The following is a 16,103-nucleotide window of genomic DNA, read 5'->3' on the forward strand; positions in this document are numbered from 1 at the left end:
CCTCCTTATCGGAACACAGTCATTCTGATTCTTACCTAGAATGGGCAATCCGAGAGTCATTTATGTATCTAAATTATCCCCACCCGAAAAAAGAAAAAGCCCCGCACACTTTTGAAGTGCGCGAGGCTTAGATCTTCTAAGAAAATCAGAACAAATCCATACTTAAATAGCGCTCACCCGTATCCGGAGCCATCGCAAGGACACGCTTGCCCGGACCCAGCTTCGCTGCAATCTCTAAAGCCGCCCATACGGTAGCACCTGAAGAAGGCCCTACGAGTATTCCCTCCAGACGAGCAAGGCGTCTTGTCGACTCCAATGCATCCTCATCTGCGACTTGAACAATCTCATCATACACCGATGTATTAAGGATCGATGGAATGAATCCCGGGCTTGTACCTACCAGCTTATGGGGTCCTGGGGAGCCGCCGGACAACACCGGAGATCCCTTCGGTTCAACGACGGCGATATGGAGATTAGGCCATTGTTGCCTAAGTGTCTCTCCTGTGCCGGTAATCGTGCCGCCCGTACCTGCAGAAGCAACAAAGGCATCCAGCTTGCCATCCATTTGTTCGATGATCTCACGAGCTGTTGTATGACGGTGCGCATCAGGGTTCGAGCCATTCTCGAATTGGTTCGGAATGAAACTGTTCTCCATTTGCGCTGCAAGCTCTATTGCTTTCCGAAGCGCACCTGTCATTCGCTCTGCTGCGGGTGTAAGTACAATCTCTGCACCGTATGCTCTTAGCAGATTGATGCGTTCCGCGGTCATATTATCCGGCATCACGAGAATCGCACGATAGCCTTTCGCTGCTGCTGTCATCGCAAGTCCAATGCCTGTATTCCCGCTCGTTGGCTCAATGATCGTTGCACCTGGTCGAAGTAGATCCGCTTGCTCTGCATCAACAATCATCTGATACGCTGCTCGGTCCTTAACACTTCCGCTCGGATTGAACATTTCTAGCTTCACGAACACATCCGCATGGTGATCTGTAACCATTCGCGATAATTGAACAACCGGCGTATCACCGATCAAATCCGTAATATGCTGCACGACACGCGGCATACGCAGCCCTCACTTTCCCTTAACGGCTAAGTCGATTAATCATCTTCTGACGATCTTCGGCTGATAAGACATACGCCACTTGGAAGCATCCTGTACATACATACATGTTCACGTTGAACGGCGCTTCGACGAATGGCTGGCCTACAGCTTCAGGGACATTCGGTTGAAAAGTGTTAGGCGCTGTCGCCTGTTTGCCTGCGAGCACCATATATTCGCGGCAGTACATACATTCAGGCACTTCTTCCTGTTGATCCAAGACTTGCTCAACGGTCTCTTCATAGCGACCCATCTGCTCGTCATCTTCGGTAACGGCATCGAGCTGCACTTGCAGCGTTCGATAACCTTTCAATTCATTATTGCAATGCGGACATTCTTCTTCTGGGCCGATCTCCTCATCCCATACAATCTCTGTATCACACCAAGGACAAATTACTGGTTCCATAGTTATTCCCTCACGATTCTATATGTTTATCCAATAAATAACACCAATTACAATAAAGACCAATGCTAGCACAAATAGCGATCCCCATAAATACTTCATTCGTTCCACGATTCTCCTTCTCTATAAGAGCTTCTAAGACAACCCCGCACTAATAATGAATGATAGCGAGATCGAGATCATCATGGCAATGAGCCCCACGGCCCGATTATCTTTGCCGATCTCTTCATCAATATGAAACACAGGCGTCACAAACTCAAATAAAAAATAGGCAATGATTAAGAGTACGAATCCGAAAGAGGCCCAAGCGAGTGATTCATAAATCGATCGCGCCTCTTGAATACTCGAGCGAAAAATATTGCATATACCAAATATTTTACCACCCGTCGCCATTGCAACAGCCACATTCCCGCGCCGAATTTCTTCCCAACACCGGTATTTGGTAAATAACTCAAAACAAGCTAAGAAGACGATCAGCGCAAGAACAGCGACTGAAAAATAAGCTACCATTGAGAAATAAGGATTTTCTAACAACGTTTCCAGTTGAGATTCCATGCCGATCCTCCTCACCCATCATCTAATCATCGCCCTAAGCTCTCGCTTAAGACAATTCCGCGACCGTCACGCCCGTTCCACCTTCGCCGTAGTTTCCAAGACGATAGCTCTTCACATGGCGATGCTTACGCAAGTATTCTTGAATCCCCGTGCGCAGAATGCCCGTTCCTTTGCCGTGGATAATATAAATCTGACCAAGATTCGATAAGAATGCCTCATCGATGAAACGATCCACTTCCATAAGCGCCTCTTCGAGATTCGCTCCTCGAAGATCGAGCTCCGTACGCACATTCTCATCTCGCGTTCGTTTGACACTCGTAACATGGCGTTGTTGCTGCACTTTCGCTGGCGCTGCAGCCTGTACCATCTCCAGATCATTCAAGCTTACCTTCATCTTCATAATGCCAAGCTGAACAACAGCTTCTGTCCCTGCCGTCTCAACGACATGCCCCCGCTGATTCAAGCTGTAGACCATCACTTCATCTCCCGCCTGGATTGGTCTAGCTTGTTTGGTTTTTGCACGTTTTGGAGTCGAAGTGCGGCGCTCAGGTTCTGCTTCATCCAGCTGGCGACGCGCTGCAATCAACTTGTGCTCCTTAACAGAAGCGCCTTCCTCCATCGCGAGCTTCCGCAAATCTGCAATAATTGTCTCTGCCTCACGACGCGCCTTGATGACCACATCACGTGCTTCTTCTTCGGCCTTAGCAATCATCTTATCGCGCTGTGCATCGAAGCGTTCCCGTTCGCTCTCTTGCTGTTTGCGCAGCGTTTCAAGCTCACGACGCAGCTGCTCCGCACTGACACGCTCAGCCTCTGCACTTAAACGGTTCTCTTCGAGGGAAGCGATCATGCTCTCTACGCGCATATCCTCTTCTTTGACATTGCCGCGCGCATGCTCAATAATTTCATTTGATAATCCAAGCCGTTCTGCAATCGCAAATGCATTACTTCGACCTGGCACACCCACGAGGAGACGATACGTCGGACTAAGCGTCTGTACGTCGAATTCCATGCTCGCGTTAGTGACGCCTTTCCGATCATAGGCATAGGCTTTGAGCTCGCTATAATGCGTCGTTGCCACCATCCGGCAGCCCTTCGCATGGATATGCTCCAAGATCGAGATAGCAAGTGCAGATCCTTCTGCAGGGTCTGTACCTGCCCCCAGCTCATCCAATAGAATGAGGCTCTTCTCCGTCATTTGATGCAAGATCCGAATAATGTTCGTCATATGGCTGGAGAAGGTACTTAGACTCTGTTCAATACTCTGCTCATCGCCAATATCGGCATAGATCGCATCAAACACACACATCTGACTTCCATCTTCGGCTGGAATGAACAATCCAGACATGGCCATCAGACTCAGCAGACCTATGGTCTTCAATGACACAGTCTTACCGCCTGTATTCGGCCCTGTCACAATAATCGAAGTAAACGAATTACCTAACTCTAGATCGATCGGTACTACCTTATCCAGTTCAATCAACGGATGGCGCCCTTTTCGCAGCTTCATAAAGCCGCGATCATTCATGATCGGCAGCGTTGCCTTCATCACATGCGCTAAACGAGCTTTTGCAAACATGAAGTCGAGATCACCCATAATCTCAACATCTGCTCTTAGCAGTTCTTCCTGCTCTCCAGCTTCGGACGATAGACGATACAATATTTTCTCGATTTCACGTTCTTCCTTCAATCTTGCCTCACGGAGTTTGTTGTTCATCGCGACGATTGATTCTGGTTCGATGAACATCGTTGCCCCAGAGCTTGATTGATCATGCACAATACCGCCAAAATGTGAGCGATATTCACTCTTCACTGGAATTACAAATCGATCATTCCGAATGGTAATCAATTGATCCTGAAGCATCTTCGATACCGAAGATGAGCGGATCATCTGTTCCAGCTTCTCTCGAATACGTACCTCACCGTTACGCAGCTCCCTGCGAACAAGGGCAAGCTCGGCACTCGCTTGATCCATCACTTCCGCCTGATCGTCGATGCATGCCTTAATCGAATCTTCGAGCGGCTTCTGGTCCGTAATCAACTGACTCAGTTCATATACGAGCGGCACGGGCTCATCGTCATGCACCTGCTCAATGAAACGTTTCACCCTTCTTCCACCAAAGATCGTATTCGCAATATCGAGCAGCTCATGCGCATTCAGCATACCGCCGATATGGGCACGTCTTAGGCTGTTGCGAATATCAACGACGCCTCCGAACGGCGCGCTTCCTTTGAGTCGATCGATGGTATAAGCTTCGTCCGTTGCTTGCAAGAGCCGCTTCACATCATTTAGAGAAGATACAGGTTGCAGTTCTTCCGCCATTTCTTTTCCAATACTTGTCGAAGCATGGCTTGCTAATCTATGTAAAATCTTCTCATATTCCATCGTTCTAAAAATTTTCTTATCCACTGAGAATTCAGCTCCTCTCGATGTTATTATAGCTGAACCGCGCGTGTAAAGCCATGTTCGAGCTTTTTTTCAGCTGTACTCATAATGTTCGCCAAGAAGGGTAAAATAATCGTTGAACCCGTTGTAATGATTACATCAAAGGAGGATTCACATGAATTTTCTTGGCCACGTTGTTCGATTTATCGTCTCGGCGCTTGTACTACTCGTCGTCAGTTGGATCGTTCCTGCCTTTAAAATCGGAGGATTCTGGAGCGCATTGTTCCTCGCCCTTGCGATTGCCGTCATTGGATGGATCATCGAGAGCATCTTCGGTACGAAGATAACGCCATTTGGACGCGGTATTGTCGGTTTCTTGACGAGCGCGCTCGTCATATGGGTCGCTCAATTTTTTATCGGCGGCGTATCCGTCTCGGTCATCGGCGCGATTCTCGGTGCATTGGTGATCGGACTTATCGATCTATTCATTCCGGTGTCTACCCCTTACGAAGCCGCGAAATGATCTGTGCAGGTCGATAAATCATTAATCGCACCACATATTACAAAAAGAGCGGTTATAACATGCAGTTCCTCCCGCATGTCGTAACCGCTCTTTTTGCTTATTGACCAAGCCACAGCTAAATCCCTGTAATTCGTGCGATAAACTGTGCGGTCGCTGCAATAATATCAGGCATATGAGTGCTGATCTGGCGTGATACCCAGCTACCCTCAAGCATCGATTTCATCTCGGGTGCTTTCATGTATTTCGCCAGATAAATGATGATAATCGAGATGACAATCCATTCAAAGACACCAAATATCGCGCCGGACCAGCGATTCAATCGATGAATCCCCGGTGCCTTCGCAATGAAATTCAGGAAGCCCCCCGCAATGACTAAAGCGTATTTCGTCACTAAGAATAAGACAATAAAGGCAAGAATACTAGAGAGCGTTACATTGAGCCCTGTTGTCTTCCCCAGCCAGCTACTAAATCGCTGATAATAGAGTATCGAAATAATAAAAGAAAAACAAATTCCAAATATCGATACGAACGTATTCACGAACCCACGAATATACCCATAAACTCCGGCAATAATAGCGATCCCAAGCCATATATAATCAATCACGTTTACATGCATATCGAATAACCCTCTATCATTCTGTCCATCCTGTTAGTTCTGATCAATGAGTTCGATCCACTCATTATATTCTTGTTGTAGCTTCGCGTACTCTTCCTGTAGTTTACGATATTCTTCTGCGATTTTGCTCTCTTGATCCGCACCAAGCTCGCGTTCGGATTGAAGTAAACGATATTGGTGGGAAACTACTTCGAATTGTTCTTTCAGAACACTCAGCTCATCATAAGCTTCGTTCAATGACCGCTCGAGCAGCTCGCTGCGTTCCACAGCAGCACGAGTTTTCTCTTGCACTTGGTTAAGCTTCTCCTTCAGTCCGTCACGCTCATCTAGCCATTGCAGCTGATCTAGTTCAAGCTGATCCTTATCCGTTCGAATCCGTTCTGCTGTAACGGCAAGCTCTTCATTGGTCGCAGCCAACTGGGCATTCAATTCCTTAAGCGGTGTGAGTTCTTCTAGAAGCTGCTCGAATTGAAGCTGTTCTTCGGTTAACTTAAACTTCTCATTCTCCAGTTCTTGCTCTAGCAAGCTGTTGCGCGCTGCTAACTCACTCTCCGATGCTCGAATACTATTCTCTCGCTCTTCCAGATCATAAATTTGCGCTTGCAATTGCTTCATGTCCTGCTGCTTCGCTGAAAGACCCGCTTCGAGTTCCATAACCTTCGCTTGAATTGCCGCAAGTTGTTCTTCCATCTGCAGCTTCTCTTCTTGGATCAACTCGTCATAATAGGACTTCGTATCCTCCAGTTCAACTTCCGCGTTCAACTTCACATGTAAGAGATCTTTCTGGGATTTTTCCTTCAGATCCGCGAGCTCCTGCTCATATTGTTGCTTCATTTCGGACAATTCTTGCTCCGAGAGAAGTTTATATTCCGTAAGCTCTTGTTCCGCTTGCAGCATCAATTCCGCAAGCTCCTCTTCAGACTTCTTCTGGAGCTGCTTATACTGAGCAGTAGAGTCCTGCTTCGCTGCTGCGATTTCACGATGGTACTGTTGTTCTGCAGCTTGCTGCTGCAGCTCATATTGTTCCATCAGCTCGGCAAGCTCCTGCTCCGACTGTAATTTCAATGCCGTAAGCTGCTGTTCGGATTGGGTATGCGCATCAGCAAGCTGCAGTTCAAGCTGCGCCTTCATCGTTTCGAATTGCTCTTCGAACTGTGATTTGAGCGCTGCAAGGCGCTGATCGGATTGGGATTTCTGCTGTTCATGCTGCGACTTCACTTCAGAGAGCTGCTTCTCAAGCTGCTCTTTCATGGTCGTAAACTCTGCTTCGTACTTCAACTTCAACTCCGCCAATTGCTTCTCTGCAGTTGTTCTGGTTTGAACCGCATTTGCCTTAACCTCTGTAATTTGTTTCTCGGCTTGCGCCTTCACTTCTGCGATCTGATTCTCGGCTTCTGCTTTCGCTTCTTCCAGCTGTTTCACAGCTTCTGCATTGGCTTCTTGCAGCTGGTGTGCTGCTTGCGCTTTAACATCATTCAACTGCTTATCCGTACCGATTTTCACGATATCAAGCTGCTTCTCAAGTTGTGTAATTTGCTCTTTCAGTTTCCCTTCACTCGACTTCAGCGCCTGTTCACGCTGCACCGCTTGTCCCAATTGCGAACGAAGATCGCCTGCTTCCTTCTTTGCTGCATTCCATTGCCCTTGAAGGGACGATAATTGATAATTCTGTTTTGTCTCTAGCTGAGCCAACTGCTCTTTATGTACACTTTCAGCCTTGGCAGACTGATCCTTGAGCTGTGCTTCACGCTGAGCGAATTCATTCTTATATTTGGACTCTAATTGCGAGAACTCTTTCTGTCGTTCAGCACCCAGCTGCTTCAATTGCTCTTGATGCTTGAGTTCAACTTGCGTCAACTGTTCCTGATGCTCCGTATTCAGCTTCATCATCTGAGCCTTCTGCTCATCAATCACTTTCAATTTCTCTTGCACCTGCTGCTTCTGATCTTCCAGCTGCTTCTGTGCTTGTTCCTGCTGTACAGCCTGTTCAGCGCGATTACGGTGCAATTCCGCCTGAATTCTATCGTGATCCGCTTTGATTTTATCAATATTCTCCTGATGACGACGTGCGTCCATCAGTTGTTCCGCCATATGTACCGCTGCAAGAACAGCGATTCGAGGAACATCAAGTCTTGGATTTCCTTTTGCAATTTCAACCATATGTTCATTGACGTAGTCCGCCACCGTTTTAACGAAGTCTTTACTAGAGGTTCCGACAAGTTTGTATTGTGCTCCGTAGATTTCTACGGTAACGCGGGTACGATCCTCTGTAGTCATGGTCGTTGCCCTCCTTATCATCTTTTTGTACAAAAAAAACAGCCACACCGATTCCTCTGATTACATTCGATGTGACTGTTCGTATTTCCTGCTATTTTCTTAATTCCGCCTCAAAAGATTGTTCCAGGCGGCTTACCACCTTACCATGTACTTCTGTCACTTCTTCATCTGTCAACGTACGCTCTAAATTACGATACACAAGCGAGATCGCCACACTTTTCTTGCCTGCGCCAAGCTTCTCACCCATATAGATGTCGAACACTTGGATAGACTCTAGCAATTCCGATGCTTCTTCACGAGCCGCTGAGACCATATCGCCAACAGCAACTTCTGTCGCCACAACAACCGCAATATCACGCTCTACTGCAGGGAAACGAGGCAATGATTTATACGTCACTTTGAAATCAGCTGCTTCATAAAGAGGTGCAAGCTGCAATTCAGCAATATACGTGTCATCCAAATCTTTGTTCTGTTGAATCTCCGGATGGACTTGACCGATTGCGCCGATCCGTTGCTCGCCAAGATAGATCGATGCCGAACGGCCTGGATGGTAGCCTTGTGGCTTATCGGAAACATAACGAACTTGTTGGTCAACGCCAATGTAAGTAAAGATCGCTTCCAGTACACCTTTCGCATCATAGAAATCGTATTTCATGGCTTTCAGATTCCATTGTGCGGATTGACGGTTCCCTGCAAGCAATAGACCGAACATCGGCTGCTCGCTCGGCAACTCCGTTAATGTCTCTTCATCCGTCGAATAGAGGTTCGCAACTTCGAAGATGGCAACATCTTCTGTCTTCCGGTTCCGGTTGTAAGCTGCATTCTCAAGCAAGCTCGGCACGATACTCGTACGAAGTACGCTGCGCTCTTCACTCATCGGCATGGACAGGGCTACCGCTTTGGATCCTAGCGTTAAGCCGCCGAACAACTCATTTTGAGCTGGATGCGTGAATGAATAGTTCACAACCTCATACAATCCCATGCTTGTTAGCAATTGACGCAATTCACGACGAATTTTTTGCGATTTCGTGTATCCGCCTGGTGTCGTTGCGCCTTCGATCAATGTCGTCGGGATATTGTCGTAGCCGTATAGACGAGCCACCTCTTCGATGAGATCAACATCGACTGTAATATCGCCGCGGCGTTTTGGTACCGATACGGTAACGATATCGCCTTGTTCTGTATATGCAAATTGAAGACGATCGAAGATCGCTTTCACTTCTTCTGCGGATAGGGATGTGCCTAGGTAACGATTTACTTTGGCAAGTGATAATGTTACCACCGCAGGCTCCGACATGCTGACAACAGATTCAACGATCCCTTGCGCAACCGTTCCGCCTGCACATTCTGCCATGAGTGCCGCTGCACGATTCAATGCTGGAATGACCGCTTCCGGGTTCACTTCCTTCTCGAACCGAATGCTTGCTTCCGAACGCAAGCCTAATGAGCGTGATGCCTTACGAACCGAACCGCCGTCAAATTTCGCAGATTCAAGAATAATGCTCACTGTCTCAGCAGAGACTTCCGAGTTCGCTCCACCCATGACACCAGCAATACCAATAGCCTTGTTCTCGCCATCTGTAATGAGCAGCATAGAAGGCTCCAGCTTACGCTCTTGATCGTCAAGCGTCACGAGCACTTCGCCTTCGTTCGCAAGACGAACACCAACTTTGCCGCCTGCGAGTTTGCCGGCATCAAAGGCATGTAACGGCTGTCCGTATTCGAGCATGACGTAGTTCGTAATATCAACAATATTGTTGATTGGACGTACACCAGCTGCCATCAAGCGGTTCTGCATCCATTGCGGGGATGGACCGATCTTCACGCCGCTGATATAACGAGCAGCGTAATGACTGCACAATTCCGTTGCTGTAATGCTCACTTCCACATGATCTTTCGCTTGCGCATTCGAAGACACGGCATCCACGTCTGCTTTCGGCAATTTGACTTCACGGCCGAGAATCGCAGCTACTTCGTATGCTGCACCCAACATGCTTAAGCAATCCGAACGGTTTGGCGTTAGATCCAGTTCAAGTACATGGTCATCGATTGCAAGTACGTCCACAATTGGCGTCCCAACTGGTGTTGCTTCAGGCAAGACCAAGATACCTTCTTGCTGCTCTTTTGGGAGCAGTTTGTCATTGAGGCCAAGCTCTTTCGCCGAGCAGATCATTCCGTGCGATGCTACGCCGCGCAGCTTCGCTTTTTTGATTTCCATGCCGCCAGGCATTACTGCACCCACAAGGGCAACAGGAACCTTCTGGCCTGCGTCCACATTTTTCGCACCGCATACGATTTGCAGCAATTCTTCTTCACCGACATTAACGGTACATACGTTCAATTTATCCGCATCCGGATGTTTTTCCTTCGTCTCCACATAGCCGACAACGACTTTGTTAACACCTTTATTCCGGTTCTCTACAACATCGATTTCGATACCTGCGTATCTAATTTTATCTGCGACTTGCTCCGCAGTGAGATCACTAAGATCGATATAATCCGTTAACCATTGGTAAGATACTCTCATCGCTCATTCACTTCCTTATTCTTGTTAAAGTGTTAAATCCGTGAAAATTGCTTCAAGAAGCGCAAATCATTCGTATATAAATGACGGATATCGTCAATGCCGTATCTCAACATCGCAATCCGGTCAATGCCAAGGCCAAATGCGAAGCCTGAATATTCTTCAGGGTCGTAGCCACCCATACGCAATACTTCCGGATGCACCATACCTGAACCTAGAATTTCCAGCCAGCCTGTATGTTTACAAATGCGGCAGCCATCGCCGCCACAAGTCACGCAAGTCACGTCAACTTCTGCACTAGGCTCTGTGAACGGGAAGAAGCTCGGACGCAAGCGAATTTGCGTATCTTTACCGTACATTTGCTGTACGAATTGCAAAAGCGTCCCTTTTAAGTCGCTCATGCGAATGTTTTTGTCGACCACAAGACCTTCCATTTGGTAGAACTGGAACGAATGCGTCGCATCGTCATCATCGCGGCGGAATACTTTACCCGGGCAGATGATTTTGATCGGACCTTGGCCTTTTTTCGCTTGCATCGTACGAATTTGAACTGGAGAAGTCTGTGTACGCATCAGAATTTCATCCGTCACATAGAATGAATCCTGCATATCGCGCGCTGGATGGTTCTTCGGCAAGTTCAAGGCTTCGAAGTTGTAGAAATCATTCTCCACTTCAGGGCCTTCCGCAATTTCATAGCCCATCCCAATGAAAATATCTTCAATATCTTGAATGACTTTATGAAGCGGATGCAATGCACCTGCGTTCATTGGACGACCCGGTAAAGTCACGTCAATCGTCTCTGCTGCCAGTCGTTGTGCGGTTTCTTCTGCACGGAATTTCTCTTGCAGGTTCGTGATCAATCCTTCGATCGCACCGCGCACTTCATTGGCTACTTGCCCGATAACCGGACGTTCTTCTGCACTCAGGCTTCCCATGCCGCGCAGCACTTCAGTGAGCTCACCTTTTTTACCCAGGTATTTGACGCGCAGATCGTTTAGCTCTTGCGGGTCCAACACTTTAGACAGCGCAGATACTGCGATTTCCTTGAGTTCCTCTAAGCGTTCTTTCATCAACATCAGGTTGACCCCCTTATAGAAATAGTTAATATACCTAACCAACAAAAAAAGGCCTTCTCTCCCGTAAGGGACGAAAAGACCGTGGTACCACCCTTGTTAGACAACACCTCATACACATGCGTGATGCATTCATGCATTCGGATATTCTCTCACTCATCGAATAACGGTTCGAAGCCGGTATCTTCTACTGAACTAGGATTAAGCCTGTCGTTCAAAGAACTGCTCAAGAGTGAATTTCGGCAGCCTATCTCTACAGAGATGCTCTCAATCTTCGGCATCTCCTCCCTGGTCTAGAGGTACTGCGTACTTGTCTCTATCATCGCATTTCACATTCATTCAACAATCAGGTTATATTATATGCAAAAAAGTGCTTTGTTGCAAGCTATCGCACTAACCATCCGCCATCGACACAAAGGACATGACCGTTCACGTAGTCCGATGCACTCGATGCGAGGAAAACAATCGGCCCCTTCAGGTCCTCAGGTGTCCCCCAGCGCCCTGCTGGAATCCGATCGGAAATCGATTGGAATCGATTCTGATCTGCACGAATTTGTGCCGTATTGTCGGTCTCCATATAGCCTGGTGCGATCGCGTTCACCTGCACGCCTTTGGATGCCCATTCGTTCGCCAGCGCCTTCGTAACCCCCGCCACGGCATGCTTACTCGCTGTATATCCAGGCACATTAATTCCACCTTGAAAAGTTAACATCGACGCGATATTGATAATCTTCCCGCTCCCACGTTCAATCATATGTCTGCCAACCTGCTGACAGAGGTAGAATACGGTATTCAAGTTCAGATCAAGTACCGCTTGCCAATCTTCCCAGCTGTGCTGCGCTGCAGGTGTCCTACGAATGATCCCTGCATTGTTCACCAGAATATCTACGCCGCCAAAAGCTTCAATCGCTTGCGTTACAACGTTGTCCAGTACTTCATGCTGGCTCAAATCAGCTTGGATAAAAGCAGTTCTACGACCAAGCTTCTCAATCGCCTTCATCGTCTCGCTCGCATCCGAATAAGATACCGCGATGATGTCAGCACCTGCTTCCGCCAGACCCAGCGCCATCGCTCTTCCAAGCCCGCCAGAGACGCCTGTCACGAGCGCTGTTTTACCTTGCAATTCAAAACTTCCCATCCGAATGACACGCCCTCTCTCAAGATCGATCTATCATGACACCGGCTTGCTGATACTTCAGATAAATTTCCTCAGACAACTTCTCATCGGTAATAATGCCATCTAACTCTTGAATCGCAGCCACCGTTCGAAGCGCACTCCGATCGAACTTCGAATGGTCGACCACCGCATATACTTTCTGTGCCATTTCCAGCATGGCTCTTTTCATCTCAATAAAATCCCCAGTAAACACAGACAAGCCTTGTTCTAAATGAATCCCTGTCGCTGAAATAAACGCTGTCTGCACATTCAACTTCCGCATATATTCGATCGCTTCTGTGCCCGTCAGCATATTCCGAACGCGGTATCCTCCAGGGACGACGAGACGAATCTGATCCTTGGCTGTTAGCACGCCGATAATATGAAGGTCATTCGTAATGACCGTGTACGGCCGATTTTCAAGTAATTTGGCGATTTCAAGGGTCGTGCTTCCCCCGTCCAGTGCAATTACATCATCATGCTCAATATATTTCAGTGCCCGCTCGGCAATTAAAGTCTTGTCTTCACGATGTTGCATGATCGGTTCATGAACAGACAGCATCCCGAATTGATCTTGATGCTTCAGCATGGCTCCCCCATGGACACGGACCAGCAGCCCTTGTTCCTCCAGCTTGCTGAGATCCTCGCGAATCGTCTTGCCTGTCACCTGCAGCTGATCACTGAGTTCATTCACAGACACTTCGCGCTGCGAGAGCAATATTTCCATAATTTTTTCATGCCGCAAAATACTGTTCATTCGTTCCCTACCATCCAATCCCTAAAGTATAGGCACTCATTGTACCACAGCCAAAGGCGTGTTATCTCAGATCCTGCATCGCAACCGCGTCCATATCTTCGAACGTCTGGTTCTCACCCGCCATGCCCCAGATGAATGTATAGTTGTTCGTTCCTACACCGCTATGAATCGACCAGCTTGGCGAGATAATCGCCTGCTCATTACGCATTACCACATGGCGCGTCTCATCCGGCTCACCCATCATATGAAAAACCACACCATCTTGCGGCATATCAAAATACAGGTACACTTCGGATCGGCGGTTATGTGTATGGCATGGCATTGTATTCCACATGTTGCCAGGCTTGAGCAGCGTCATTCCCATCACAAGCTGACAGCTTTTTACACCATTCTGATGGATGAAGCGATAAATCGTACGTTCATTCGAGCTCGTAATACTTCCGAGGTGGTTCGGGGATGCTTCTTCGAGCGCCGATTTGACTGTCGGGTAATGTTGATGAGCTGGCGTTGAGTTCAAGTAGAACCGTGCTGGTGCTGCCTCATCAACACTTTCGAACAAGACTTGCTTTGCGCCAAGTCCTATATATAAGCAATCTTTAGTCTGCATTTCATAACGTTCACCATCGACCGTAATCACGCCCGCCGGACCAATGTTGATGATCCCGATCTCGCGGCGTTCGAGAAAATATTCCGTTCCCATATCCTTCGCATCGGCTTCCAGCTTCACTGGCTCTTTCGTCGGAACAACGCCGCCCACAATAAAGCGATCTACATGCGAATAGACAAGATTCAATTGGCCTGGGGCAAATAACGTCTCGATTAAGAATTCTTGACGCAAACGATCGGTATCAAATTGCTTCACTTCATTCGGGTGGGACGTATAACGGACTTCCATCAGGATCAACTCCAATTTATCGTATTTTCGTTCATTATAGTTCATTTGTTCGTTTATGTATATATTATTTATTTTAATGAACTTAAATGAACATAAAATACACCGCCATTGCCTAAAGAGACGGAACGAAACCTTGGAATCTCATAATCGCAGCCGTGGAACTGAAGGACGGGAACTCGCTGAATGAGGTTCGCATGCTCTGTAACTCCATGATGGAGAACAACAATCGGATGAAGGCGGATAAGACAATAAAATATAAGCCAGACAAATCGATTCTGAAATATAATTTTGATGATGAAATAAAATTAAGTAAGGATGATTTCCTGCAACTAGCTAAAGCGTTTTTTGCAGATATCGAATTCAAATTTTTGTAAACAATCAGAAGGCTGGGTGATGGATCGTGCTGATCTTGAAAAATGCTAGCCTCGCGCTCGCTTTTCTCTTGGAGCTCTGCGCATTCGCAGCACTAGGGTATTGGGGATTCACTCGAAATACCGGGTGGCTCGTTAAAATCATCTTAGGTATTGGCACACCTGTCATCGTTGCATTTATATGGGGCATGTTCGTTGCTCCGAAAGCAACCTATGTTCTTCCTGAGATTTACAAGGAGTTGCTTGCGCTTGCGATCTTTGCGATCGCTGCGCTCGCATTATATGCGGCGGGTAGATCGGGCTGGGCGTTGTGGTTTGCGATTCTCGTCGTCGTGAATCGGGTGTTGATGGTTGTGTGGGAGCAGTAAGGGGATCTGTGAGGGGAATTGTGAAAGAAAAGATTAGGAAGCTATCCGTGGGGGTGGCTCTTTTGTGTATTAGTTTGGCTATCATGTAAATTTGCAGGATAGACAGCCGTAAATGATATGGTTGAGCGCCTATCGTGGATATTTGCATGAACTTTGGTAGAAAGTGCGGGGATCGAGCGTATTGCGGTTGCTATCGTGCTATTTATACAGGATAGCGTAGAAATTGTACCAAAAGGTAGGGCCTATCGTGCAATAATCCAATATAGGTGGTGAGGGGAAGAAATTGAAAGTCCTTCAATTTCGATGAAAGAGAAATCAGAAAAACCAAATCAGTGGCTTTTTATCAAGGGTGATGGGAATACTCCCTCAGTCTCGTCAGCCTCAAATCTCGGCCGCCTCGAACAGCTTCGGGACGCTCGTCCGGGCTCACTCGTGCAATGGCACGATCTCGCCTAAGGGCGGTACTCAACATGAATGATCCTCGGAACTATCCATTCCTCGATCATATAAGTGTTGACGCTCGTCTGGACTCGATCGTGCAGTGCGCACGATCTCACTAACAGACGGTCGAACCCATTACCGTGGCTTCGCTTCCCACACAGTCGCTCTAACATACAAAAAAAGCCACCCAATGGGTGGCTGCTTTTTATCAATTTACAGGTGATGGGAATACTCCCTCAGTCTCGTCAGCCTTAATTTCCGGCTGCCTCGAACAGCTTCGGGACGCTCGTCTGGACTCGATCGTGCAGTGCCACGATCTCACTAACAGACGGTCGAACCCTTACCGTGGGTTCAATTCCCGGCACAGCCGCTCCAAAATCAAAAAGCCACCCATAAAGGGTGGCTACTTTTAATTTTTTACTGGAGCGGGTGATGGGAATCGAACCCACGCTATTAGCTTGGAAGGCTAAAGTTCTACCATTGAACTACACCCGCGCGACCTTTAAAAGGATAAATGGTCGGGATGACACGATTTGAACATGCGACCCCCTGGTCCCAAACCAGGTGCTCTACCAAGCTGAGCTACATCCCGATGCTGCGGTGCTTCTAGTATGTCACCATCGCGGCGACAAGTAATAATATATCACGGTTGATTATTG

General features: G+C 47.6%; 14 protein-coding genes, 2 tRNA genes and 1 other annotated feature. Of the genes, 3 read left to right on the forward strand and 13 right to left on the reverse strand.

The genetic code is table 11. The annotated features are described in order from the left end of the window. Positions 1–145: 145 nt before the first annotated feature. The 4 genes from cysK to ACFQZR_RS23620 all read right to left on the reverse strand — a co-directional run bounded on the left by cysK (position 146) and on the right by ACFQZR_RS23620 (position 4,467). A complete protein-coding gene (gene cysK / locus ACFQZR_RS23605) occupies positions 146–1,063 on the reverse strand; it encodes a cysteine synthase A (protein WP_379350465.1) in 918 nt (305 codons plus the stop codon). A gap of 19 nt (positions 1,064–1,082) precedes the next feature. Continuing rightward, positions 1,083–1,505 carry a hypothetical protein gene (locus ACFQZR_RS23610; protein WP_379350467.1) on the reverse strand — a complete coding sequence of 141 codons (423 nt, stop codon included), beginning with the start codon at positions 1,503–1,505 and terminating at the stop codon, positions 1,083–1,085. Between the two features lie 132 nt (positions 1,506–1,637). After that, a complete protein-coding gene (locus ACFQZR_RS23615) occupies positions 1,638–2,057 on the reverse strand; it encodes a DUF350 domain-containing protein (protein ID WP_018756212.1) in 420 nt (139 codons plus the stop codon). Positions 2,058–2,103: 46 nt separating this feature from the next. Beyond that, entirely contained in the window at positions 2,104–4,467 is a 2,364-nt protein-coding gene (locus ACFQZR_RS23620; RefSeq protein ID WP_379350470.1) for an endonuclease MutS2, read from the reverse strand. 151 nt (positions 4,468–4,618) lie between these two features. Here ACFQZR_RS23620 and ACFQZR_RS23625 point away from each other — a divergent pair, with 151 nt between their 5' ends. Further along, positions 4,619–4,966: a phage holin family protein gene (locus ACFQZR_RS23625; protein ID WP_018756214.1), complete on the forward strand. Its 348-nt coding sequence runs from the start codon at positions 4,619–4,621 to the stop codon at positions 4,964–4,966. Between the two features lie 115 nt (positions 4,967–5,081). On the opposite strand, the gene ACFQZR_RS23630 is transcribed toward ACFQZR_RS23625, so the two are convergent. The 7 genes from ACFQZR_RS23630 to kduI form a co-directional block, all read right to left on the reverse strand. Further along, positions 5,082–5,570 carry a CvpA family protein gene (locus ACFQZR_RS23630; RefSeq protein ID WP_379350473.1) on the reverse strand — a complete coding sequence of 163 codons (489 nt, stop codon included), beginning with the start codon at positions 5,568–5,570 and terminating at the stop codon, positions 5,082–5,084. A gap of 45 nt (positions 5,571–5,615) precedes the next feature. Then, complete coding sequence (gene zapA, locus ACFQZR_RS23635; RefSeq protein WP_379350475.1) at positions 5,616–7,859, reverse strand: cell division protein ZapA; 2,244 nt, start codon at positions 7,857–7,859, stop codon at positions 5,616–5,618. A 91-nt stretch (positions 7,860–7,950) separates the two neighbouring features. Beyond that, positions 7,951–10,386, reverse strand: a complete 2,436-nt coding sequence (gene pheT / locus ACFQZR_RS23640; protein WP_379350477.1) for a phenylalanine--tRNA ligase subunit beta — start codon at positions 10,384–10,386, stop codon at positions 7,951–7,953. Positions 10,387–10,418: 32 nt separating this feature from the next. Then, positions 10,419–11,453 (reverse strand): phenylalanine--tRNA ligase subunit alpha, encoded by a 1,035-nt coding sequence (gene pheS, locus ACFQZR_RS23645; RefSeq protein WP_379350978.1) that lies wholly within the window; start codon positions 11,451–11,453, stop codon positions 10,419–10,421. A 69-nt stretch (positions 11,454–11,522) separates the two neighbouring features. Continuing rightward, positions 11,523–11,788: a binding site (T-box leader), on the reverse strand. 53 nt (positions 11,789–11,841) lie between these two features. Beyond that, complete coding sequence (gene kduD, locus ACFQZR_RS23650) at positions 11,842–12,594, reverse strand: 2-dehydro-3-deoxy-D-gluconate 5-dehydrogenase KduD (protein WP_379350479.1); 753 nt, start codon at positions 12,592–12,594, stop codon at positions 11,842–11,844. Between the two features lie 19 nt (positions 12,595–12,613). Further along, positions 12,614–13,369, reverse strand: a complete 756-nt coding sequence (locus ACFQZR_RS23655) for a DeoR/GlpR family DNA-binding transcription regulator (protein WP_379350481.1) — start codon at positions 13,367–13,369, stop codon at positions 12,614–12,616. A gap of 61 nt (positions 13,370–13,430) precedes the next feature. Next, a complete protein-coding gene (kduI, locus tag ACFQZR_RS23660; protein WP_379350483.1) occupies positions 13,431–14,264 on the reverse strand; it encodes a 5-dehydro-4-deoxy-D-glucuronate isomerase in 834 nt (277 codons plus the stop codon). Between the two features lie 155 nt (positions 14,265–14,419). Between kduI and ACFQZR_RS23665 the strand changes: the two genes are divergently transcribed. Both ACFQZR_RS23665 and ACFQZR_RS23670 read left to right on the forward strand, forming a co-directional pair. Then, positions 14,420–14,638 (forward strand): hypothetical protein, encoded by a 219-nt coding sequence (locus ACFQZR_RS23665; RefSeq protein WP_379350485.1) that lies wholly within the window; start codon positions 14,420–14,422, stop codon positions 14,636–14,638. A 26-nt stretch (positions 14,639–14,664) separates the two neighbouring features. Continuing rightward, positions 14,665–15,003, forward strand: a complete 339-nt coding sequence (locus ACFQZR_RS23670; RefSeq protein WP_379350487.1) for a YrdB family protein — start codon at positions 14,665–14,667, stop codon at positions 15,001–15,003. 862 nt (positions 15,004–15,865) lie between these two features. On the opposite strand, the gene ACFQZR_RS23675 is transcribed toward ACFQZR_RS23670, so the two are convergent. Both ACFQZR_RS23675 and ACFQZR_RS23680 read right to left on the reverse strand, forming a co-directional pair. Next, a tRNA-Gly gene (locus ACFQZR_RS23675) sits at positions 15,866–15,939 on the reverse strand. A gap of 20 nt (positions 15,940–15,959) precedes the next feature. Then, positions 15,960–16,036: transfer RNA gene (locus tag ACFQZR_RS23680), tRNA-Pro, on the reverse strand. Positions 16,037–16,103 lie beyond the last annotated feature (67 nt).

The organism is Paenibacillus sp. GCM10027629, from assembly GCF_042676425.1.
GTDB lineage: Bacteria > Bacillota > Bacilli > Paenibacillales > Paenibacillaceae > Paenibacillus_K > Paenibacillus_K terrigena.

Coding starts and splice junctions, on each gene's coding strand:
- pheT (WP_379350477.1), bottom strand. CDS start 10,386: ATGAGAGTATCTTACCAATGGTTAACGGATTATATCGATCTTAGTGAT.
- zapA (WP_379350475.1), bottom strand. CDS start 7,859: ATGACTACAGAGGATCGTACCCGCGTTACCGTAGAAATCTACGGAGCA.
- kduD (WP_379350479.1), bottom strand. CDS start 12,594: ATGGGAAGTTTTGAATTGCAAGGTAAAACAGCGCTCGTGACAGGCGTC.
- cysK (WP_379350465.1), bottom strand. CDS start 1,063: ATGCCGCGTGTCGTGCAGCATATTACGGATTTGATCGGTGATACGCCG.
- pheS (WP_379350978.1), bottom strand. CDS start 11,453: ATGAAAGAACGCTTAGAGGAACTCAAGGAAATCGCAGTATCTGCGCTG.
- ACFQZR_RS23615 (WP_018756212.1), bottom strand. CDS start 2,057: ATGGAATCTCAACTGGAAACGTTGTTAGAAAATCCTTATTTCTCAATG.
- ACFQZR_RS23655 (WP_379350481.1), bottom strand. CDS start 13,369: ATGAACAGTATTTTGCGGCATGAAAAAATTATGGAAATATTGCTCTCG.
- ACFQZR_RS23625 (WP_018756214.1), top strand. CDS start 4,619: ATGAATTTTCTTGGCCACGTTGTTCGATTTATCGTCTCGGCGCTTGTA.
- ACFQZR_RS23610 (WP_379350467.1), bottom strand. CDS start 1,505: ATGGAACCAGTAATTTGTCCTTGGTGTGATACAGAGATTGTATGGGAT.
- kduI (WP_379350483.1), bottom strand. CDS start 14,264: ATGGAAGTCCGTTATACGTCCCACCCGAATGAAGTGAAGCAATTTGAT.